The sequence below is a fragment of the Salegentibacter maritimus genome (assembly GCF_016236975.1).
Taxonomy (GTDB): domain Bacteria; phylum Bacteroidota; class Bacteroidia; order Flavobacteriales; family Flavobacteriaceae; genus Salegentibacter; species Salegentibacter maritimus.
On record NZ_JAEHNY010000006.1, the window covers coordinates 199,998 to 221,499 of the forward strand.

The window sequence follows — 21,502 nt, forward strand, 5'->3', positions numbered from 1 at the left end:
TAAAGGGAAAAGTTTATTGAACTACCTCCCGGCAAAGCCTAGAGCCAATATTTATGTTTTTTTTTAATTCGCAGCAATATTTAGAAGCATTTAAATACTGGTTTTAGGCAAATCAAGTTTCTATTTCTACAAAAAAACCACGTGCATTAACACGTGGTTTTCAATTTAATTTTAACAACTTACCCGGTAAATTACCTGCAGTAAGCTAACAAAATATTAACTCTAGATTATCGAGTAAAAAGCAACTCTCTATATTTGGTTAGTGGCCAAAGCTCGTCGTCTACAAGCAGTTCCAGCTTATCGCAGTGATATCTTATTTCATCAAAATAAGGTTTTACCTCATCGCAATAGGCGAACGCACGTTTTTCTGCATCATCAATTTTATTGGCCACTTTTCTGGCTTCTATCATCGCTTTCACACCGCTGTTAATTTTAGCAATATGTGCAGAAATTTGTTCAATAAGGTCTAATTGTTCGTTAGAATGTTTTTTAAAGTCTTCGTTGTAAATATGCTTTAAACCTTCTACGTTTTCAATTAGAATATTCTGGTAACGCACCGCGGTAGGAATTACGTGGTTTCGGGCTATATCGCCCAAAATTCTACCTTCAATTTGAATACGCATTGCATAATCTTCAAGCTGAATTTCATGGCGGGCTTCCAATTCAATTTTATTCATCACCTTTAAATCGCTAAAAAGGGATATGGTTTTCTCAGAGATAAGAGCCTTCAACGCCTGAGGGGTTGTTTTGTTATTGCTTAAACCACGTCTTTTTGCCTCTTTTTGCCATTCCTCACCATAGCCGTCTCCTTCAAATCTAATATTCTTAGATTGCTTGATATATTCTCTAAGAACATTAAAAATAGCATCATCTTTCTTCATTTTCTTGCCTTTTATCAAGGCATCAACTTCTTTCTTAAATTCGTTGAGCTGCTTTGCCAGGATGGTATTTAAGATAGTCATTGGGTTTCCGCAGTTAGCGGTAGAACCTACTGCCCTAAACTCAAATTTATTACCGGTAAAAGCAAAAGAAGAAGTACGGTTACGATCGGTATTATCAAGTAAAATTTCAGGAATTTTACCTACAACATTTAGTTTTAATTCTGTTTTCTCTTTTGGAGACAATTTACCATCGGTCACCTTTTCCAATTCATCAAGGACTTCGGTTAATTGCGACCCGATAAACGCTGAAATAATTGCCGGTGGTGCTTCTTGCGCCCCCAATCTATGATCGTTAGATGCACTGGCAATTCCCGCTCTTAAAAGCTCTTCATTATCATGTACCGCTTTAAGAATGTTGATAAAGAAAGTAAGGAATTGAAGGTTCTTCATAGGAGTTGAACCCGGAGCCAATAAATTAGTACCGGTATCTGTAGCCAAAGACCAGTTATTGTGTTTACCACTACCATTTATTCCTGCAAATGGCTTCTCATGTAAAACCACCTTAAAGCTATGTTTTTCGGCAATTTTACTCATAATATCCATAAGCAAGGAGTTATGGTCTACAGCAAGGTTTCCTTCTTCAAATATTGGGGCTAGCTCAAACTGATTTGGAGCTACCTCGTTATGTCGCGTTTTCACCGGAATACCAAGTTTCATACACTCAATTTCCAGATCGCGCATATAGGCTAACACCCTGGAAGGAATAGAACCAAAGTAATGATCGTCTAACTGCTGCCCCTTTGCCGGCGAATGCCCAAGCAAGGTACGTCCTGCCAGGCTAAGGTCTGGACGTGTAGCGGCCAAAGCCGAGTCTATAAGAAAGTACTCTTGTTCCCAACCTAAAGTAGCGGTAACCTTGGTAACATTCTTATCAAAATATTTTGCTACAGCCGTTGCTGCGTGATCTACAGATTGTAATGCCCTTAAAAGCGGTGTCTTATAATCCAGGGCTTCACCGGTATAGGACACAAAAATTGTAGGAATACAAAGTGTTGTTCCCCAAATAAAAGCGGGAGAAGTAGGATCCCAGGCTGTATAGCCACGAGCTTCAAAGGTATTTCTTATACCTCCACTGGGGAAACTTGAGGCATCTGGTTCTTGTTGCACTAAAGCACCGCCACCAAACTTCTCTATCGCACCTGTATCGCCCTGTGTTTCAAAAAAAGCATCGTGTTTTTCGGCGGTTGTTCCGGTTAAAGGTTGAAACCAGTGGGTGTAGTGGGTTGCCCCCTTAGAAATTGCCCATTCTTTCATTCCGGTAGAAATATGATCAGAAATTCTTCGGTCAATCTTCTTACCGGTTTTAATAGCTTCCATTACATTTTCGTAAGCTTCCTTGGTAAGGTATTGCCTCATAGAGGTTTCGTTGAACACATTTGTTCCAAAAAGTTCCGACCTTCGGGCCGGTTCTTCTATCTTAACCGGCTTTCGGTTAAAAATTTCTTTTAAAGCTTCAAATCTTAAAGTTGACATGACTGTGTTGTTTGGTAATTTTAAATTTCAGCAAACAAATGTAGATATTTTTCACTACACCCCACCAAACAACCACCTATTGATTGAAATTTTTATGATTTTATTAATACACCCCCCTAAATTTAACCCAAAAATGCAATACCCGTAAAAATTACATAGCTTACAAATAAAATTATTCCCTTGTAGCGGCTAAAAAGGAACTTTTTTGGAAGAAAAGCCAGGGGAGCAACTACAAAAGCAACTCCTATCATCCAAAAAATATCGCTGGTAAGTATTTGATCTGATTGAATATAGATTGGTTGAATCATGGCCGTAATACCCAAAACTGATGCAATATTAAAAATATTTGAACCTATAAGGTTTCCTAAAGAAAGTGCTTTTTCCTTTTTTAAGGCAGCAATTACAGAAGCAGCAAGCTCGGGAACACTTGTTCCAATCGCAATCATAGTAACCGAAATTACCCTTTCACTCACACCAAGCATCGTTGCAAGGTCTACGGCACCATCTACCAAAAGCTCAGACCCGCCCCAAAGCGCAACACCTCCAATTAATAACCATATTATCATTTTAAAGTTAGAAGTTTGCTTTAAGGAATCATCTATACCTTCTACCGCTATTTCAGTTTTTCTACGAGATCTTTTTATAAGTAAAAATAAAAAGACCACGAGTCCCAAAAATAAAATTAAACCTTCTAAACGAGATATATTCTCTCCGCTACTTAAAAAGTAATAAAGCACAATTGAAAACAGCATCATTGCAGGCCAGTTAAACCTAAAAAACTCCCTATCTACCGCAATAGAGGATATTATGGCCGTAATACCCAGTACTAAACCTAGATTAGCAATATTCGATCCTATTACATTTCCAAGAGATATATCTGAAAAGCCCGAAAGTGCAGCCTGCAGGCTCACCAAAAGTTCGGGAGCCGAGGTTGCAAAGGAAACCACCGTTAACCCAATAACCATTCTGGAAACATTTAATTTAAAAGATAATGCCACCGAAGCCCTAACCAGAAATTCCCCACCTACTACCAACAAAACAAGCCCAACAAGAATAAAAATAATACTCATCTATTTTTTTTTGCGAAGATAAAATAATCCTGTTAGCTACACTTAAAAGCATCATAAATCAAAAAATAAACTATTATTTTAGTAGACTAACTATTTTTTTCGTTATATTTGAAATAAGTAAAATTAATAGCATGATAAAACTAACCAACAAAGAAGAAGAGGTAATGCGTATTCTCTGGCAATTAGAGAAAGCTTTTGTAAAAGAAATATTACCCAAAATTAAAGATCAAAAATTACACTATAACACTGTCTCAACCATTGTAAGACATTTAGAAGACAAAGGTTTTGTATCACATAAGGCCTATGGCAATACCCACCAATACTACCCTGTAATTTCAAAAGAAGAATATAGAAAACATATTATGAGTTTAACCTCTAAGCGCTTTTTTGATAACTCCTATAAAAGTATGGTATCATTTTTTGCCCAGGAAGAAAAAATTAGTGCAAAAGAACTTCGGGAAATACTTGAAATTATAGAAAAAGAAAAAAAGCAATAGGTATGGAAGCATTAATAACCTATATCTTAAAAAGTGCCGGAATTTTAAGTATTTTTTACCTGGTATATATAGCTTTACTTAAAAGAGACACAAGCTTTACAACCCATCGAAGGTTTTTAATAGTCGGAATTTTGGCATCGGCAATTTTACCTTCTATTTATTTTACCAGAAAAGTAATTGCGGGAGCTAATAATTTCCCTGTTAACGAAAACATTTTAAGTACTCAAAAAGTTTCAAAAGAACTAACAGCCTGGTTTGGTATCTGGGAAGTGCTTGGCAGCATTTACCTATTGGTAGCTGCCTGTTTATGTGCAAAAATAATTGTACAGCTATACGGCGTTTTTAAGGTAATTTCAAATAGTAATCATTATAAAAGCAAAGGTTTTAAATTTATTGAAACCGAAGCCACGATAAGTCCGTTTTCATTTTTCAAATACATTGTATACAATCCGGCATCACATTCAAAAAAAGATCTTGAAATAATCTTGCTACACGAAAAAATTCATGCGTCCCAACTGCATTCTTTAGACACCATAGTCGCCAACCTTATTACTGCTTTACTTTGGTTTAACCCTTTTAGCTGGTTATACAAGAAAAGCATGCTGCAAAATTTAGAATATATAGCCGACAAAGAAACGGTAGCAGTATCGGGAGAAAAGAAATCATATCAACTGGCACTTTTACATATTTCCAATACTCATTTACAACCAGCCATTACTAATCATTTTTATCAATCATTTATCAAAAAACGAATTCTTATGTTAAACAAAAAATCACCACAACAACCAACTGTATGGAAAGTAGGACTTGTATTTCCATTAATCCTTGCTTTTATGCTCACATTCAACGTAAAAATTGAAGCAAAAACTGATAAAGAAGTCCCCGTTGAAGTGAAAACCGGTAAAGAAATCCAGGGCGACCCAATTTATATTTTAAACGGCGAGAAAACCAAAAAAGGAATCATAGACCTTATTGATCCAAAGTTTATACTGAGTATGAAAGTACTAAAAGATGAAAGTGCAATTTCGCTTTATGGCGAAGAAGCCAAAGATGGCGTGGTAATTATCACAACAAAGGTTTTAAACAAATCTAAAGAGAAAGCTCCTGGAACTAAGAAGAAACATTCTCTGGGATTTCAGCGATTCGAGAAAAAAAGTAATTCTACAAACAATTTTCAGATAAATAAAAACGAAAAACTTTCTCCTTTAGTAATTATTGATGGCAAAACAAAAGACAAGCGTTTTATGGAAGATGAATTACAACCAAAAGATATTGAGAACGTAAAAGTCTTAAAAGGAAAGGCAGCCATTGCAAAATATGGCAAAAAGGCTAAAAATGGTGCAATTGAAATCACTAAAAAGAAAGACAAAACACCTACAGAATAGCTCTAATTTTAATATGAAAAATGAGTAAACTACCTCGGGGCAAGCCTACGAGGCATTCAATGGAAACAAATTTTTAATTTCGAGGCAAGCCTCGTGGTATTTCACCCTTTGGCGATGCCAGTAAAAAGGCAGGTTAATTCCCTGCCTTTTTCTTTTAACCGATTTTCAATATATTTGAAGTAAAGCCTTCTTTAAAAGCTGCTAAATTCAGGATTAAAATATTTTTTGAGTCTGGTCTTTAGGCAATGAATCTCGATTATCGAGTAAACCAACCAATTATGAAAAAGAAATTTTTTAAAGTTCTTTCTAAACTCAATAAAAAGATATTGCCCAGTTATACCAAAAAGCAATTAGACCTTAGAAAGGCCAGCAAAGTGGAAATGGCGATAATTGGCTGGAAATCCTGGGTAACAAGAAATTCATTAGATTAAAATAAACTTAATTCTAAACTCATTTAAAATCTAAATCCGTAGTTTCGGTATAAGCTTTTGGACTTTATTAAAAGTAAGCATGTAAAAAGGCCTAAATATATCGGCCTAAAATCCAATAAGTTTTAATTATATATTGATGGTTAAATTTAAGCTCTAAAGGAAATTATTCAGGGCAAGATAACGAGACATTAAATAGGAATATTTTTTGATTTTAAGGCAAACCCCAGGGCATTAAGTATTGATTATCGAATAATTTGAGAAATACAATTCTAATTTTAGATCAGTTCACCTCATATCTAGTATAAACCCTTTAAGATGAAAAAAAACCTGCTGCTTAGCCTTTTTTGCTTTTCGGTTATTAGTCTATATTCCCAATCCTGGAAAAAACTTCCTACCAATGCCAATGCCCATAAACGCCATGAGAATGCTTTTGTACAAACAGGGAAACATTTTATTCTAATTGGTGGTCGCGGCAATAAGGCAATAGATGTTTATAATAGCGAAAACCAAACCTGGAAAAAAGCTGCACAACCACCTATAGAGATGCACCATATGCAAGCTGTAGACGTAGACGGACTTGTTTATATTTTAGGGGCATTTACCGGAAGTTGGCCTAACGAAAAGCCAATTCCCAATATTTATATTTATGATCCCCTGGAAGATCTTTGGATAAAAGGCCCCGAAATACCCAAAGAGCGTAGACGTGGCTCGGCGGGAGTAGCTGTAAAAGATAAAAAAATCTATCTGATAAATGGTATTACAAACGGGCATACCTCTGGTTGGGTAAACTGGTTTGATGAATACGATTTATATAAAAACCAGTGGAACAGGCTTCCAGATTCGCCCAACGAAAGAGATCATTTTCAAGCTGCAATTATTGATAACATGCTGTTTGTTGCCGGCGGAAGAAAATCGGGAAGTGTAGCCGGTAACGGCTTTGCAGGAACCGTAAAGCCCACTGATATTTATGATTTTTCAACAAAAAAGTGGACCTCTACTACACCTATTCCTACCCCAAGGGCAGGCACTTCCATTGGAGTGATAGATAATAAGCCTGTAATTATAGGAGGAGAAAGCGACACACAGGAAACTGCGCATACTGAAGCTGAAGTTTTTAATCTATCTAAAGCAAGCTGGAGCAGTTTGCCTCATTTAAACGAGGGAAGGCACGGAACCCAGGCCATAAGTCTTAACCAACAAATTATAATTGGTGCCGGCAGTGGAAGTCGGGGTGGCGGCCCTGAGTTGAACAGCTTCGAAATATTTTCGTCAGATAACAAACTTAATTTTAGTACGCAAGCCATATTGGCTGGAAATCTAAAAGCCTCTGATCTAGAACTTGATTTTTCAAAAGAAAAAACTAACAGCTTACAAATTTCTAATAAGGGAGGTAACCAGGCTATAGTGATTACAGAAATTAAAATAAGTGATAGTTTTAAAATTTTAAATCCAAAGAAATTACCATTTGTATTAGCGCCCCGCTCAACATTTGAATTAAAAATACAGCAGACTAATCAAAACCAAGGAAAGCTTAACATTTTAAGAGCTGGTAGAAAAGAAGTTACTGTTATTAATTTAAGCATTAAAAACTAAAGTGATTTTTAACCCGGCTAACCCGAGCTCCTTTTTTTTCATCTGCAAACAAGTCTTAAAATAATCGTTAAAATTTAACCTGGGTTACAATAAACTTTTTTTTGTAATATATTTTTGCAATTAAAATACATATAATTTATAGATCTCTATAGTATTACTTAATGAATAAAACCAAACCAGGCACAAGCGTAAAACGACTTTGGAACCTCCTTAAATTAGATAAACGCGATGTAAAACATATACTATTTTATGCTCTTCTCGCCGGTTTAATAAACCTGGCCGTTCCTTTAGGAATACAAGCTATTGTAAACCTTATCCAGGGAGGTAGGGTAAGCACCAGCTGGGTTATTTTGGTTATCCTCGTTACCCTTGCCGTAGGAATGGTAGGTGTTTTTGAACTTCTACAGCTTAGATTGGCAGAAAATATTCAGCAAAAGATTTTTACAAGGTCTAGCTTTGAATTTGCTTATCGTTTTCCGAAAATTAAAAGTGAAGCATTGCAAAATATTTATCCTCCCGAATTAGCAAATCGCTTTTTTGAAACCATTACTGTACAAAAAGGTGTAAGTAAAATTTTATTAGACCTCCCCGCAGCAACAGTTCAAATTATACTGGGTGTAGCTTTGCTTTCCCTATACCACCCGTTCTTTATCTTATATGGATTATTGCTTGTTTTACTACTTTACCTTGTTTTTAAATTTACGGCAGCAAAAGGTTTAAAAACAAGCCTGGACGAATCTAAAAACAAGTACCAGGTTGCCTATTGGATACAGGAAATAGCCAGAAACCTAAAAAGCTTTAAAATTTCAGGAAGGAGCAAATTGGCAATAGAAAAAAACGACCGATTAACTGCAGAGTACCTGAAAGAAAGGGAAGACCATTTTGGGGTGTTAAAAATGCAGTATGTTAAACTAATTGTCTTCAAAATCCTTGTGGCAGGCGGATTATTGGCTATTGGAGGACTTTTGGTGCTAAATCAACAAATGAATATTGGACAATTTGTAGCCGCCGAAATCATTATTTTATTGATAATTTCTTCGGTAGAAAAATTAATTAGGGGCTTAGAAGATATTTATGATACCCTAACTTCACTTGAAAAGATTGGGCAGGTAGTAGACAAACCACTGGAAGCTTTTGAAAATCAAAACTCTGTAGACATCTCCAATGGAATTAAGTTAGAATTAAAAGACGTAGCCTTTGAACCTGATGGATATTCGGTTCTTAAAGGAATTAATTTCACCCTGGAACCGCAAAAAACTTTATTAATTACTGGGCCCGCTGGTAATGGGCGTACCAGTCTTTTAAAGCTTATTTCAGGTATTTTCACCCCTACCAACGGAAAAATTTACATTAATGACACTGCAAGGCACACACTGGTTTTAAATGAATACAGGCAACATTTGGGTACCGTTCTACCCGATGAAATTCCCTTTGAAGGCAGCCTTTGGGAAAATATAACCTTTGGAGATACCTCTATCTCAGATCAGGATATAGACTGGGCACTGGAACATTCGGGACTAAAAGATTTTGTAAAAGACCAACCCGATGGAATCTTTTCCCAAATCCATCCGGAAGGCAGGTATCTTTCTACCTTAATAGCCAAAAGAATCATTTTGGCCCGTGCCATTGTTAGGAAGCCTTCAATTCTAATCTTAAAAGAACCTTTGGAAAAATTTGAACCCCGGGAACAGAAAAGAATATTTAAGTTTTTAACTGAGCCTACAAATAAATGGAGCCTTATAGTAGCCAGTAACGATGAGATTTGGACAGAGGTTTCCGATACACGCATAGAATTGCGGGAAGGTAGAATCGTTAAATCCCTGTAGTTATGCTGAATATTTCTGAAGAAAAATTAAATGAACGAATAGACATCACTGATTCCAAATCGGGGAAATTTGTATTTTTTAGAAAACATTACACTATATTCAATAAAGTACTTATTGGTCTTTTTGTTATATTTGTTATTATTCTCTTTTTACCCTGGACACAAAATATTAGAGCTACCGGAAATGTTACTACCTTAAGCCCAGAGCACAGACCGCAAACCATACAATCTCCCATTCCCGGGCGTATTGAAAAATGGTATATAAACGAGGGGGACTTTGTAAATAAAGGAGATACCATTCTACAAATTTCGGAAGTTAGTAGTGACTATTTTGACCCTAATCTTATAAGCAGAACTTCCGGCCAGATTGCTGCTAAAACCCAATCGGCTTCAACTTACGATGAAAAGATTGCTGCGTTAGGAAAGCAATTGGCCGCCCAGCAAAACGAAAGGGAATTAAAACGTAATCAGGCTATTAATAAAATGGAGCAATCCCGTTTAAAGGTAGTTAGCGACAGTATAAAACTTGAAGCGGCAGAGACACAGGTAGAAATTGCCCAAACGCAATTTGAGCGCACACAAACCCTTCAGCAAGAGGGCTTAAAATCGTTAACCGAATTAGAAGCCAAACGTTTAAAACTTCAAGAAGCGCAAGCTAAATTAATTGCCCAGCAAAATCAGCTATTATCCAGTAGAAATGAAGTGATAAATGCCGAAATTGAGATCAATAGGATTAAGGCCGAATACGCCGATAAAATTTCGAAAACCCGGCAGGAAATTTTCACCTCCAAAGGCAATCAGTTTAGCACCAGGGCCGAAGTAGACAAACTTGAAATTCAACTTTCCAATTACGAGCAGCGCAGTAAATTATATTATATCCTTGCTCCACAAGATGGTTATGTTAATAAAGCTTTGCGCGCAGGTTTAGGCGAAACTTTTTCCCAGGGCGAACAATTAGTAGGTATTATGCCTTCAAATTACCAAATGGCAGTAGAAACTTTTGTAAGACCTTTAGATTTACCTTTAATTCACGTGGGTGAAGAAGTTCAGGTTCAATTTGACGGCTGGCCTGCAATTATATTTAGTGGTTGGCCAAATCTCTCCTATGGTACTTACAGTGCAAAAGTAGTAGCAGTAGAAAACTATATTTCTCCCAACGGTAAATACCGCGTATTACTAGCCCCCAATCCAAATGATAATCCGTGGCCAAAACAAATAGGTATTGGAAGTGGAGCCCAAACTATTGCTCTGTTAGAAAACGTACCTATTTGGTACGAAATATGGCGAAACTTAAATGGTTTCCCCCCAAATTATTATGCGCCAAATGATAGCCCACAAGAGAAACCGGTAAAGAGCAAAACTAAAAAATAGAATAAAAAATGCGTTTAGCACACTATTTATTAATGTTGTTTTTTGTTTGCTCCCAGGCATGGGCACAAACAGAGCACTTAAGCTATACCGAGTTTTTAGAAAAGGTAATTAGTGAGCATCCTGTGGTGAAACAGGCAAATCTTGTAAGCGAAATTGGCGATGCCAGGGTTCAAACTTCCAGAGGTGGTTTCGATCCGCGTTTTGTGGTAGATTATAAAGAAAAACAATACAAAGGCACCGAATACTATAAACTTTTAGATGCTCAATTGCAAGTACCTATGTGGTATGGCCTAAAATTAAAGGGCAATTTTGAGCAAAACCAGGGTACTTATATAAATCCGCAAAACAAAGTCCCGGAGGCCGGACTTTTTCAAGCAGGAGTAATTTTATCCCTTGGCGAAGGCTTATGGATAAACTCCCGAATGGCAGGTTTACGCAAAGCCCAGGCATATAACGCACAAAGCAAAGCTGAACAACAACTCTTAGTAAATGATATTCTTCTAAAGGCATCTTTTAGTTATTTTGAATGGCTACAAGCCCACGAAAAACTAGCAATTTTTGAAGATTTCCTAAGCAATGCAAACCAACGCTACCGTGGGGTTAAACGAGGTGCAGAAACCGGCGATATTGCAGGAATAGATACTGTTGAAGCGAGGCTTAACATACAAGAGCGCAAACTGCAGATGAACCAGGCGGCAGTAGAGCTAAGAAAAGCGAGGCTAAAACTCTCTACCTATTTATGGAGCCAGGATCAACCCCTACTTTTACAAAATGGTGTGGCACCGGTAAATACAGATGTCATTTTAGGAGACCTACTTGCGGAAATTCCTGAATTAAATTTTGAAACCCACCCACAATTGGCCTTTTATCGTCAAAAAATAAAAGCGCTACAAATAGAAAAACGCTATCGCTTTAATAAGTTATTACCGAAGGTAGATGTTGAGTATAATTTTCTATCGGAAGAACCCGAAAATTTTGAAACATTTAATGCCGATGCCTATAAGGCCGGTTTAAAAATTTCTATGCCTTTATTTTTAAGAAAAGAACGTGGAGATCTTAAAATTGCGGAATACGAGTTACAGGATGCCAGGCTGGAACTTAATCTTAAAAATAATCAGCTAGAGGCTAAAGTTAATGCTTTGCAGCAGCAGCTTCAGGCTTTTTTACAGCAAATAGACATGAGCAAGCAAATGGTAGCTGATACGCAAACCTTATTAGATGCCGAAGTACGAAAGTTTAATTTTGGCGAAAGCTCAATCTTTCTTATAAACACTCGCGAAAATAAATTTATAGAATCCAGGCTGAAGCAATTAGATATTCAAATAAAGTTTTTAAAAACCCAGGCCGAATACCTACAAGCACTTGGCAGCAATGCCCTACCCTAAAATTCAAAATTTTTAAAGTTACCAAAAAGCCTAATGAATTCAATACTTATCCCAAAAACGGGATTTGATGTTCCCAGGCTTGCCAAGAGGTAATTTACTTCTGCTATTTATTTAAGGTATTTAAAAATATGTAGATAAGCCAGGCTATTAGCCTAGAATATACAGCAACAAGCCTTACTGTATCTCATCCCATAATATTTGTATCTAAGGGTTTTAAACTAACACCACAACCGGGTTGCCTATTTTTATTACTTCCCATAGCATCCTTCAAAAGATTGTACTTAATTCAATTTAAAAAACTCCCTTATTGTAAGGCTTTAGGGAACTCATTTTATTGTTTTCGTTGCTGGCTACCGAATATCCAACTTTTCAGAAAAAACCTGATGAGTATCATAGCACTACAAAATATTTATAGTATAGACCGCTATATTACAGAACCTTATGTAACAAAAGTAACTGCCCACCGCTTCTTCACCCTCTAATTTTGTCTTGTAATTAAAAGATAAAACACGCCTGATTTTATAGAATTTATCTAATAAACCCAAACATCAAGTTTGCTGAACGGCAAGCATTCAGGTAATAAATTAAACAAGACAATAACCAAACAAAAAAATTATGAAAACTGTTTTAGTTTTAGGAGGCGGAACAGGTGGAATTATAACCGCCAGGGAATTGAGTAAGCACAGTGGTAACGAAGAAGATATTAACCTTGTAAAAATCCAGGTTTTTGAAAAAGGTGAAACCAGTCTTTTCTCACCTTCCCTACCCTGGGTTATGGTTGGCAACCGCACACAGGAAGAGGTTACAAAAAATATAAACAAACTTAAAGCCTCGGGCCTTGAAGTTATTCAAGGGGATATTAGCCATATAGACCCTAAAAACATAAGCATTACCGTAAAAGGAAAGCAATATAAGGGAGACCATATGGTAATTTCCCTGGGGGTTGACCAAACAGATATTTATAAGCTTGATGAATTTGGCCATAACTTTTTTACGCTAAAAGGCGCTGAAAATTTCCATTCAGCACTTAAAAATTTTGACGGCGGCGAAATTGCCATCGTGGTTTCTTCCCTTCCCTTTAAAAGTCCGGCGGCACCTTATGAAGCAGCTATGCTTATAGAAGATTTTGTAAGAAAAAGTAACGTTGCTAATAATACTACTGTATCTCTTTTTACGCCTGAAGTCGGCCCCATGGAATTTGCAAGCGCTGAAGCTTCTGAAGAATTAAAAAATTTATTAGAAAAGAAAGGGATCAGGTATTATCCAAATCATCAGCTTACTAAGGTTTCTGCTAATAAATTGGAATTCGATAACGGTAAAAGTTACTCCTATAATCTGCTGGCCTATACTCCAAAACATCAATTGCCCGAGGTTATTAGAAAAACCGATTTAGCTGGGAATTCTGGTTGGGTCGAAGCAGATAATCAAACATTGGAAACCAAATTTAAGGATGTATACGCTATTGGAGATATCACTCACCTAAAAACTGAAACCGGCACCGTACTGCCAAAAATAGGAGTTTTTGCCCGGCAACAGGGAGAAGTGGTAGCTCATAATATTAGTAGAAAAATGGACCATCGGGAACCCGATAAAATTTTTGAACCTCAGGGAAAATACTTTATCGAAGCAGGAGAAGGAAAAGCCAGTGAAAGCGGCGGAAAATTTTTAGGTGAAGAAAATAAAGAGGTAAAAATAAAAGATCCCGGCCAGTGGAGCCATTTCTCGAAATGGTGGGATGAAAAATTCTGGTTCTTCAAAAACTTTTAATCCGAAAAATAAAAGCGAAATGATGCAAATCAAATATATAATTATGCTGGTAAGTTTACTTCCGGGATTGTGGTTACAAGCTCAGGAAGTACGGCCAATTTCCAAAAGTGAAGCCATAGAACTGTTGAAGCAAAATAACAGGGAGATCAAAATATCTCAACAGGAATTCCTGGAATCCCGGGGGGATTTTAGACAAACCAATTCCATCTTTTTACCCAATGTAGCAGTATCACATTCGGGAATAACCACTACAAATCCTTTAATGGTATTTGGATCTAAACTTAACCAGGGAATAGTTACGCAAAGCGATTTTAACCCAGCGCTATTGAACAATCCGGATAGGATCAACAATTTCGCCACTAAGATTGAAGTAGAACAACCGCTTATTAATGTAGATGGGATCTTTCAACGTAAAGCTTCGAAAAGCAAGATGGCTGCAACGGCTTTAAAGACAGACCGCACCATAGATCGTATGGTTCTTGAGGTTGAAAAAGCTTATATGGAGTTGCAACTGGCCCAAAAGGCTGTAGCTGTTCTGGAAAGTGCTCAAAAAGCAGCGCTCGCCAACAAAAAACTGGCAGATGATAATTATGAGCAGGGTTACCTGCAAAAATCTGATTTATTAGCTGTAGAAATAAGGGTTTCTGAAGTTAATAATCGGTTACAATACGCCAAAAGTAACGTCATCAACGCATCAGATTATCTTGCATATCTACTAAACGAACCCGTTAGCACCATTTTTAAACCTACAGATTCCCTGGAAGTTTCGCTTCCCGTAAAGGAAAATGCTGAATCGGTTTTTTCAGAACGTGCAGATATTCGTGCTATGAAACTGGCAACAGAAGCCCGTGAAGAAATGCTACAGGCAGATAAAATGTCTTTCCTGCCTAACCTGAATGGTTTTGGTAGTTATGAACTTTATGATGATGAGCTCTTTGCTGGCGATGCCAGTGGATATATTGCCGGCATACAATTAAAATGGGATCTCTTTGAAGGTTATAAACGCTTCGGAAAAGTTCAAAAAAGCCAGGCAACTTACGAGAAAGCCAGGCTTGAATATGAATCTTATGTTTCAAGAAGCCAAATGGAAAGAAACAGGGCCAGCCGCGCGGTAAAAGATGCTGAAAATAAGCTTGAACTTACCCGTTTAGCCCTGGAACAAGCCGAAGAATCTTTGCGAATACGCGCTAATAGATTTGAGCAGGGACTCGAAAAAACAAGTGACTTACTAGCAGCAGAAGCTCAATACTCGCAAAAACAACTGGAATACGCACAAACAATTTACGAATACAATTATGCCCAGGCACAATTGGAATTTCTAATAAACTAAACTATCAACTTATGAATACTAAATTATATATAATAGGTCTCCTGGGTGCAACAAGCCTCTTTTTTAGTTGCGGAGATTCTCCTGAAAAAAATACTATCGAAAATACAATGCCTGTAGCAGTAACCGTAAATACTCCTACAGAATCAGATCAATCTTTTATCACATTTAGCGGAAAAGTTGAAGCCGTTGAAAATGCCACCTTAAGCACTAGAAATATGGGTTATGTTACCCAGATAAATGCTAAAGTTGGAGATAAAGTAAAAAAAGGCCAATTGCTGATTGCGATAAATAATGCTGACTTACAGGCGAAACGTGCCCAGGTAAATGCGGGCATTACAGAGGCCCAGGCGGCATTTAACAATGCACAAAAGGATTATGAACGTTACCAGGCCTTATTTTCTGAGAACAGTGCTACCCAAAAGGAAATGGATGACATTAACGCCAGGTATGAAATGGCCAAAGCCAGACTTGAAGCAGCCAGGCAACAAAAGAATGAGATTAATGCTCAATTTGCCTATTCAAATATCACAGCTCCCTTTAGCGGTGTGGTTACCGATAAAAATGTGGAAGTTGGCAATATGGCAAATCCGGGAATGCCATTGCTTAGACTGCAGGTACCCGGCAATTTTGAAGTGCGGGCAAGTGTACCGGAATCTGAAATAGCTTCAGTAGAGCAAGGAAAAAAAGTAGATGTAATTATTAAATCATCGGGAGAAACCCTTGAGGGAGTGGTTTCAGAAATAAGCACTTCAGCCAGTAATTCAGGAGGGCAGTATACCGTGAAAATAGCTTTAGATCAAAACGATGCCGAGATCTATTCAGGAATGTACGCCAGTGTTCAATTTCCAACCACTGCAGGTAATGAAAGAGAAATGATATTAGTACCCAAAACCGCAATAATTAACCGTGGTGATTTGCAAGGCATTTATACGCCAAGCGAGCAGAACACTGCTATTCTAAGATGGGTAAGACTGGGCAGAAAAGTTGGTGATAAAGTGGAAGTATTATCAGGCCTTAGTGCCGGGGAATCTTATATCACTTCAGCCGAAGGAAAACTATATAATGGCGCAAACCTTAGTATTCAGCAATAAGTCACACAGTTAAGCTTTAAGCATTTAAATCTCGATTATCGGGTAAAAAAATTACTACAAAATGAAAGAAGGATTAGCAGGCAAAATTGCCAAAGGCTTTATGGATTCAAAACTTACGGTGCTTCTTATGATCGTTTTTATGGTCATTGGAGTATACAGTTCGTTCCTGATTCCCCGGGAAGAAGAGCCACAAATAGATGTACCAATGGCCGATATTTTTGTTGGTTATCCCGGTGCAAGCCCCACAGAACTTGAATCACGGGTAATAAAACCCCTGGAAAAAATGCTTTCCAATATTCCGGGTGTAGAGCACATTTATGCTACGTCCATGAAAGAACAGGGCATGTTAAGCGTTCAGTTTCTGGTGGGAGAAGATATTGAACGCTCCTATGTAAAGCTTTATAATGAACTTATGAAGCATATGGACCAGATGCCAAAGGGCACTACAATGCCTTTAGTGAAGACGAGATCTATAGACGATGTGCCGGTGTTGGGACTTACGCTATGGAGTGAAAATTATGACGATTACCAGCTTAGGCAGATAGCCAATGAACTCACCCACGAGATAGAAAAAGTACCCGATGTTTCGGTAACCAATGCCATTGGTGGCCGTAGCAAGCAGGTGCGCGTGGTTTTGGATAAAGAAAAGATGGCTGCAAGCGGTGTGGACTTCCTTGGTGTTTCTGAAAAAATACAGGCGAATAACCAGCAACTTTCCTCAGGCAGTTTTGACCGGAATGATACCGAATTTTTGGTAAGCACCGGGAGTTTTCTTGAATCTGCAGAAGATGTAGAAAATCTTATTATCGGAATTCAGCAGCAACAGCCTGTTTATTTGTATCAGATAGCAGAAGTAATTGAGGGACCCGAGTTGCCAAAAGAATATGTTTCTTTTGGTTATGGACAGGGCGCTGAAGCAGGAAGTGATTTCTCTTCTGAATATCCTGCAGTGACTATTTCGGTTGCTAAAATTAAAGGAGCTGATGCTATGCAAATAGCCGATGTGATCATCGCTCAAATAGACAAACTAAAAAGCAATCTAATTCCAAATGATGTGCACGTAGAAGTTACCCGGAATTACGGGGAAACAGCTTCTCATAAAGTGGGTGAACTACTATTGCACTTAATTGGGGCTATTATTGCGGTTACCCTGGTTGTGATGCTGGCTATGGGCTGGCGCGGAGGACTGGTGGTCTTCCTATCGGTACCCGTAACCTTTGCCTTAACCTTACTTAGCTATTATCTGTTAGACTACACCCTTAACCGAATTACCCTTTTCGCTTTAGTATTTGTAACAGGGATTGTGGTAGATGATTCTATTATCATTGCTGAAAATATGCACCGGCATTTTAAAATGAAAAGGCTACCCTTTAAGCAGGCTGCTTTATATGCTATTAATGAAGTGGGTAACCCCACCATTTTAGCCACCTTTACAGTAATTGCTTCGGTATTGCCCATGGCCTTTGTAAGCGGATTAATGGGACCATATATGAGCCCTATGCCCATTGGTGCTTCTATTGCCATGATCTTATCGCTGTTTGTAGCACTAACTATTACTCCTTATCTCGGACTTATTTTCCTTAGGGAGAAAAATCGTAGCAAAACAGAAGCTGAAGAAAAGACTTCCAAAAGCATAGAAGACACGCGTATTTATAAAATTTATAATAAGTTGGAAAGACCACTTATTAACAACAAAAGCCTACGGTGGGTTTTTCTAGGTACCACAATTTTGTTACTCCTAGGATCTGTAGCCCTGTTTTTTACAAAATCGGTAGCTGTAAAAATGTTGCCTTTTGACAATAAGAACGAATTTCAGGTAATAATAGATATGCCCGAAGGCACAACCCTAGAACGTACCGCTAATGTTACCCGGGAAATTGGGCAGTACCTGGCACAAAGACCAGAAGTGGTAAATTACCAAAGTTATGTAGGTACGTCGGCCCCAATCACCTTCAATGGGCTGGTAAGACATTACGATTTAAGAGGGGCTAGTAATACGGCAGATATCCAGGTAAACCTCAAAGATAAAACCGAAAGAAGTGCTCAAAGCCACGATATCGCAAAATTACTAAGGCCCGGGATACAAAAGATCGCCAAAAAATTCAAGGCCAATGTAAAGATTGTGGAAGTGCCACCGGGACCTCCGGTAATGTCTACTATTGTTGCTGAAGTTTACGGCCCCGATTATGAAAAGCAAATACAAATTGCCAACGAAATCCAGGGTATCCTGAATAACACAGCAGATGTAGTAGATGTAGATTGGATGGTAGAAGCAGATCAAACAGAATTTCATTTCGAGATCGACAAGGAAAAAGCAATGCGCTACGGGATTGCCCCACAGCAAATTGTTTATACCATGAATGCTGCTCTAGGAGACAAAGCCATAACCAACCTTTATGATGAAGATGCCACCCAAAGAGTGGGAATTGTTCTTTCCCTGGCCGAACAGGAAAAATCAACTCCTTTAGAAATATCTCAAATAAAGATCACTTCTCAAACCGGTGAAATGGTAAGTGTAGCCGATCTTGTACAGATAGATAAAAGAGTAAAAGAGAACAGCATTTTTAGAAAGAACCAAAAAAGAGTGATTTATGTTCTGGCCGATATGGCGGGAGAGTTAGAAAGCCCGGTTTATGCCATTTTAGGAATGGAAGAAAAATTAAAGCAAATAGACCTCCCTCCTGGTTACGAGCTTCAGGAACTTTACATAGAACAACCACAACTGGAAGACGACTATACAATAAAATGGGATGGGGAATGGCAAATTACCCTGGAGGTCTTCCGAGACCTGGGTATTGCCTTTATGGGCGTAATCTTTATAATTTATATTCTAATTGTTGGTTGGTTCCAGAATTACAGGGCACCCATTGTAATGATGGTAGCTATCCCATTATCGCTAATTGGAATTGTACTGGGTCACTGGATTATGGGGGCTTTCTTTACCGCTACCTCGTTTATAGGAATGATTGCCCTGGCAGGAATTATGGTACGAAACTCGGTATTGCTTATAGATTTTGTAAACCTGAGATTGGAAGAAGGAATCCCATTAAAACAGGCCGTAATAGAAGCAGGTGCTGTACGAACCACCCCTATTCTTTTAACCGCGGGAACAGTAGTAATAGGTGCTTTTGTTATTCTATTTGATCCAATTTTCCAGGGACTGGCAATCTCCTTAATGGGCGGCACTATTGTTTCAACCATCCTTACTCTATTAGTGGTGCCACTTGTATATTATATGATTGAAAAGAAAAATCACCAATAAATTACTTTGTGGCAAGCCCTGAAAGATTCAATATCAATTAGCGAGTGAAACTAACTAGGCTATAAGCTAAAAAGCAAAAGCTTCCTACTTATAGCCTACTCTATAAATATTAAGATTATGAAATTATTAATTCTAACAAGTGTAGCAGAATTTCAGGAGGAGATTCTCAAACTATTTAAAACGGCAAAAATTGAAGCCTTTAGCCGTTCTGAAATAGATGGTTATAAAAAATCTAACAAGCTAATCGCCACCCTAAGCTGGTTTCCTGGAGAGAAAGGCGGTAATGAGTCGCTTATGTTCTTTTCGTTTACAGAAAAAGAAAAAATTGACCTGCTCTTTAATCTGGTTTCAGAATTTAACGAAAAAATGGAGACCAATAATCCTATTCGCTTGGCTGTGGTTAACATTGAAAAATATATCTAAACTTTAAATTATCCAAAAATGAAAAATAGAATTGTACGTGGCATTGCAGGAAGCTTTGTATTAATAAGCCTTGTTTTAGCTGTTTATGTAAATATAAAATGGCTGTGGTTTACCGCTTTTGTTGGCGCCAACCTTTTGCAATCTTCCCTAACCCATTGGTGCTTAATGGATAAAATCCTGGAAAGGCTGGGAATTTCAGACGAGTTAAAGCCGGGACAAAAGTGCTAAGCGCTTAGGCTAGACAAATTAAAGCTTTTGGCCCGGGCAATCTTAAAAGCTTTGTTTCTTAGAAGATTATGTAACAAAAGTAACTGTAATACACGGGCTTTAAGCTTAGTTTTGCAACTGAAAATCAAGAAATTATTTATTTAAAAATAATGATGATGAGCACAAAAGAAGAATTAAGCAAAAGTACCGGCGGTAGTATTGTAGATGTTCGTACGCACCAGGAATTTATGGGCGGAAGTGTTTCCGGCTCGGTTAATATTCCGCTTCATGAAATTCCACACCGAGTAGATGAACTAAAACAAATGCAAGCACCCTTAATTTTATGCTGTGCCTCGGGAAACCGAAGCGGACAGGCAGCGAATTATTTGAGCAGGCAGGGCATAGATTGTATTAATGGCGGCTCTTGGCTGGAAGTAAATTACCTAACTCAGCAAGAAGTATAAATATGATTGCAAAACTTAAACGACTATTAGGCATTAAACCTGCACCCAATTATAATGAACTTTTAGAAGAAGGCGGACTAATAATAGATGTAAGAACCAAAGCAGAATTTGTAGGTGGGCATATTAAAGGATCTAAAAACATGCCTTTACAAAATTTAGGTACAAGCCTTACTAGTTTAAAAGACAAAGATAAACCCATTATAACCTGTTGCGCATCGGGAATGCGCAGTGCTTCTGCGAAAAATCTCTTAAAGTCTCGCGGCTTTACCCGGGTATACAACGGCGGCAGTTGGGCTCGGCTTCAAGAAAAAATTTCTTAAGCTTATGAAAACAAGAATCACGAGCGGCTGGACCTGGATTCGAGCTGCCTACTTATTTATTGGCATTTTGGTAATGATATAAAGTGCTTTTGAAGGCCAATGGATTGGTATAGCCCTTGGAGCCTGGCCGGCGGTTATGGGTCTTTTTGGACTAGCCTGTGCAGGAGGAAATTGTTCTACAGCAAATTGTAAAGTTCCTCATAAAGAAAAATACAGTAGTAAATAACTTTGGAACAAGCTCACAAAGCATGAATATTTGAAAATATGATTTGCTTACGAGGCAAGTCTCAGAGGATTAAATCTGGATTATAGAGTCAAAAATAATTGCTCGCCACCAGGCGGGCTTAGTGTTTTTACGCCTTTATTAAAACCAGGTATACCAAATTTCTTTCTCCTACAAGCCCCCCAAAATACTATAAAAAAGCTTCCTGTAGCTACGTTAGCCTTATAATTCAATATTAGAGGAGCTTTAAAAGCAATAAATCTTTTCGGGTTACAAAAACCTGATTTCCACATACCAACTAAGGGTTTTCCCCTATTTTTTATAGGTTTTTAAACTTATTTTTAGTAATTATGTTATACACATTTAGGTCACCCTACTTTCCTAAGAGTAAAACCAACACTAAAAATTAATTTACAATAAAAAAGAAAAATCCCACGGAGTACG

Annotated in this window: 18 protein-coding genes; 15 read left to right on the forward strand and 3 right to left on the reverse strand. The window is 37.8% G+C overall.

Annotated elements, in window-relative coordinates:
- Positions 1 to 227: 227 nt before the first annotated feature.
- Complete coding sequence (locus I6U50_RS08560; protein ID WP_198627624.1) at positions 228 to 2,414, reverse strand: glutamine synthetase III family protein; 2,187 nt, start codon at positions 2,412 to 2,414, stop codon at positions 228 to 230.
- 122 nt (positions 2,415 to 2,536) lie between these two features.
- Entirely contained in the window at positions 2,537 to 3,484 is a 948-nt protein-coding gene (locus I6U50_RS08565) for a calcium/sodium antiporter (protein WP_198638528.1), read from the reverse strand.
- Positions 3,485 to 3,615: 131 nt separating this feature from the next.
- Here I6U50_RS08565 and I6U50_RS08570 point away from each other — a divergent pair, with 131 nt between their 5' ends.
- The 15 genes from I6U50_RS08570 to I6U50_RS08640 all read left to right on the forward strand — a co-directional run bounded on the left by I6U50_RS08570 (position 3,616) and on the right by I6U50_RS08640 (position 20,835).
- Positions 3,616 to 3,981 carry a BlaI/MecI/CopY family transcriptional regulator gene (locus tag I6U50_RS08570; protein WP_198638529.1) on the forward strand — a complete coding sequence of 122 codons (366 nt, stop codon included), beginning with the start codon at positions 3,616 to 3,618 and terminating at the stop codon, positions 3,979 to 3,981.
- Between the two features lie 2 nt (positions 3,982 to 3,983).
- Complete coding sequence (locus tag I6U50_RS08575) at positions 3,984 to 5,366, forward strand: M56 family metallopeptidase (protein ID WP_198638530.1); 1,383 nt, start codon at positions 3,984 to 3,986, stop codon at positions 5,364 to 5,366.
- A gap of 278 nt (positions 5,367 to 5,644) precedes the next feature.
- Positions 5,645 to 5,797, forward strand: a complete 153-nt coding sequence (locus I6U50_RS08580; protein ID WP_193711149.1) for an SsrA-binding protein — start codon at positions 5,645 to 5,647, stop codon at positions 5,795 to 5,797.
- Between the two features lie 315 nt (positions 5,798 to 6,112).
- Positions 6,113 to 7,390, forward strand: coding sequence for a Kelch repeat-containing protein (locus tag I6U50_RS08585; RefSeq protein WP_198638531.1), 1,278 nt, complete (start codon positions 6,113 to 6,115; stop codon positions 7,388 to 7,390).
- 161 nt (positions 7,391 to 7,551) lie between these two features.
- Positions 7,552 to 9,216 carry a peptidase domain-containing ABC transporter gene (locus I6U50_RS08590; RefSeq protein ID WP_198638532.1) on the forward strand — a complete coding sequence of 555 codons (1,665 nt, stop codon included), beginning with the start codon at positions 7,552 to 7,554 and terminating at the stop codon, positions 9,214 to 9,216.
- Positions 9,217 to 9,218: 2 nt separating this feature from the next.
- Complete coding sequence (locus tag I6U50_RS08595; RefSeq protein WP_198638533.1) at positions 9,219 to 10,586, forward strand: HlyD family secretion protein; 1,368 nt, start codon at positions 9,219 to 9,221, stop codon at positions 10,584 to 10,586.
- Positions 10,587 to 10,594: 8 nt separating this feature from the next.
- Positions 10,595 to 11,971 (forward strand): TolC family protein, encoded by a 1,377-nt coding sequence (locus I6U50_RS08600; protein WP_198638534.1) that lies wholly within the window; start codon positions 10,595 to 10,597, stop codon positions 11,969 to 11,971.
- A gap of 615 nt (positions 11,972 to 12,586) precedes the next feature.
- Positions 12,587 to 13,738 (forward strand): NAD(P)/FAD-dependent oxidoreductase, encoded by a 1,152-nt coding sequence (locus tag I6U50_RS08605; protein ID WP_198638535.1) that lies wholly within the window; start codon positions 12,587 to 12,589, stop codon positions 13,736 to 13,738.
- A gap of 19 nt (positions 13,739 to 13,757) precedes the next feature.
- A complete protein-coding gene (locus I6U50_RS08610) occupies positions 13,758 to 15,068 on the forward strand; it encodes a TolC family protein (RefSeq protein ID WP_198638536.1) in 1,311 nt (436 codons plus the stop codon).
- 11 nt (positions 15,069 to 15,079) lie between these two features.
- Positions 15,080 to 16,159, forward strand: coding sequence for an efflux RND transporter periplasmic adaptor subunit (locus I6U50_RS08615; protein ID WP_198638537.1), 1,080 nt, complete (start codon positions 15,080 to 15,082; stop codon positions 16,157 to 16,159).
- A gap of 61 nt (positions 16,160 to 16,220) precedes the next feature.
- Positions 16,221 to 19,421 carry an efflux RND transporter permease subunit gene (locus tag I6U50_RS08620; protein WP_198638538.1) on the forward strand — a complete coding sequence of 1,067 codons (3,201 nt, stop codon included), beginning with the start codon at positions 16,221 to 16,223 and terminating at the stop codon, positions 19,419 to 19,421.
- Positions 19,422 to 19,538: 117 nt separating this feature from the next.
- Positions 19,539 to 19,844, forward strand: a complete 306-nt coding sequence (locus I6U50_RS08625; protein WP_198638539.1) for a hypothetical protein — start codon at positions 19,539 to 19,541, stop codon at positions 19,842 to 19,844.
- Positions 19,845 to 19,862: 18 nt separating this feature from the next.
- Positions 19,863 to 20,072 carry a YgaP family membrane protein gene (locus tag I6U50_RS08630; RefSeq protein ID WP_198638540.1) on the forward strand — a complete coding sequence of 70 codons (210 nt, stop codon included), beginning with the start codon at positions 19,863 to 19,865 and terminating at the stop codon, positions 20,070 to 20,072.
- Between the two features lie 155 nt (positions 20,073 to 20,227).
- Complete coding sequence (locus I6U50_RS08635) at positions 20,228 to 20,515, forward strand: rhodanese-like domain-containing protein (protein WP_198627631.1); 288 nt, start codon at positions 20,228 to 20,230, stop codon at positions 20,513 to 20,515.
- A 2-nt stretch (positions 20,516 to 20,517) separates the two neighbouring features.
- Entirely contained in the window at positions 20,518 to 20,835 is a 318-nt protein-coding gene (locus tag I6U50_RS08640) for a rhodanese-like domain-containing protein (protein ID WP_198638541.1), read from the forward strand.
- 306 nt (positions 20,836 to 21,141) lie between these two features.
- Here I6U50_RS08640 and I6U50_RS15920 read toward each other — a convergent pair whose 3' ends face one another.
- Complete coding sequence (locus I6U50_RS15920) at positions 21,142 to 21,351, reverse strand: hypothetical protein (RefSeq protein ID WP_232805902.1); 210 nt, start codon at positions 21,349 to 21,351, stop codon at positions 21,142 to 21,144.
- Between the last annotated feature and the right edge of the window lie 151 nt (positions 21,352 to 21,502).

Bases quoted from the DNA above. Each gene is read 5' to 3' on its own strand.
- I6U50_RS08615 (WP_198638537.1), top strand. From the start codon at position 15,080: ATGAATACTAAATTATATATAATAGGTCTCCTGGGTGCAACAAGCCTC.
- I6U50_RS08585 (WP_198638531.1), top strand. From the start codon at position 6,113: ATGAAAAAAAACCTGCTGCTTAGCCTTTTTTGCTTTTCGGTTATTAGT.
- I6U50_RS08640 (WP_198638541.1), top strand. From the start codon at position 20,518: ATGATTGCAAAACTTAAACGACTATTAGGCATTAAACCTGCACCCAAT.
- I6U50_RS08630 (WP_198638540.1), top strand. From the start codon at position 19,863: ATGAAAAATAGAATTGTACGTGGCATTGCAGGAAGCTTTGTATTAATA.
- I6U50_RS08625 (WP_198638539.1), top strand. From the start codon at position 19,539: ATGAAATTATTAATTCTAACAAGTGTAGCAGAATTTCAGGAGGAGATT.
- I6U50_RS08610 (WP_198638536.1), top strand. From the start codon at position 13,758: ATGATGCAAATCAAATATATAATTATGCTGGTAAGTTTACTTCCGGGA.
- I6U50_RS08560 (WP_198627624.1), bottom strand. From the start codon at position 2,414: ATGTCAACTTTAAGATTTGAAGCTTTAAAAGAAATTTTTAACCGAAAG.
- I6U50_RS15920 (WP_232805902.1), bottom strand. From the start codon at position 21,351: ATGTGGAAATCAGGTTTTTGTAACCCGAAAAGATTTATTGCTTTTAAA.
- I6U50_RS08575 (WP_198638530.1), top strand. From the start codon at position 3,984: ATGGAAGCATTAATAACCTATATCTTAAAAAGTGCCGGAATTTTAAGT.
- I6U50_RS08600 (WP_198638534.1), top strand. From the start codon at position 10,595: ATGCGTTTAGCACACTATTTATTAATGTTGTTTTTTGTTTGCTCCCAG.
- I6U50_RS08635 (WP_198627631.1), top strand. From the start codon at position 20,228: ATGAGCACAAAAGAAGAATTAAGCAAAAGTACCGGCGGTAGTATTGTA.
- I6U50_RS08595 (WP_198638533.1), top strand. From the start codon at position 9,219: ATGCTGAATATTTCTGAAGAAAAATTAAATGAACGAATAGACATCACT.
- I6U50_RS08565 (WP_198638528.1), bottom strand. From the start codon at position 3,484: ATGAGTATTATTTTTATTCTTGTTGGGCTTGTTTTGTTGGTAGTAGGT.
- I6U50_RS08570 (WP_198638529.1), top strand. From the start codon at position 3,616: ATGATAAAACTAACCAACAAAGAAGAAGAGGTAATGCGTATTCTCTGG.
- I6U50_RS08580 (WP_193711149.1), top strand. From the start codon at position 5,645: ATGAAAAAGAAATTTTTTAAAGTTCTTTCTAAACTCAATAAAAAGATA.
- I6U50_RS08620 (WP_198638538.1), top strand. From the start codon at position 16,221: ATGAAAGAAGGATTAGCAGGCAAAATTGCCAAAGGCTTTATGGATTCA.
- I6U50_RS08590 (WP_198638532.1), top strand. From the start codon at position 7,552: ATGAATAAAACCAAACCAGGCACAAGCGTAAAACGACTTTGGAACCTC.
- I6U50_RS08605 (WP_198638535.1), top strand. From the start codon at position 12,587: ATGAAAACTGTTTTAGTTTTAGGAGGCGGAACAGGTGGAATTATAACC.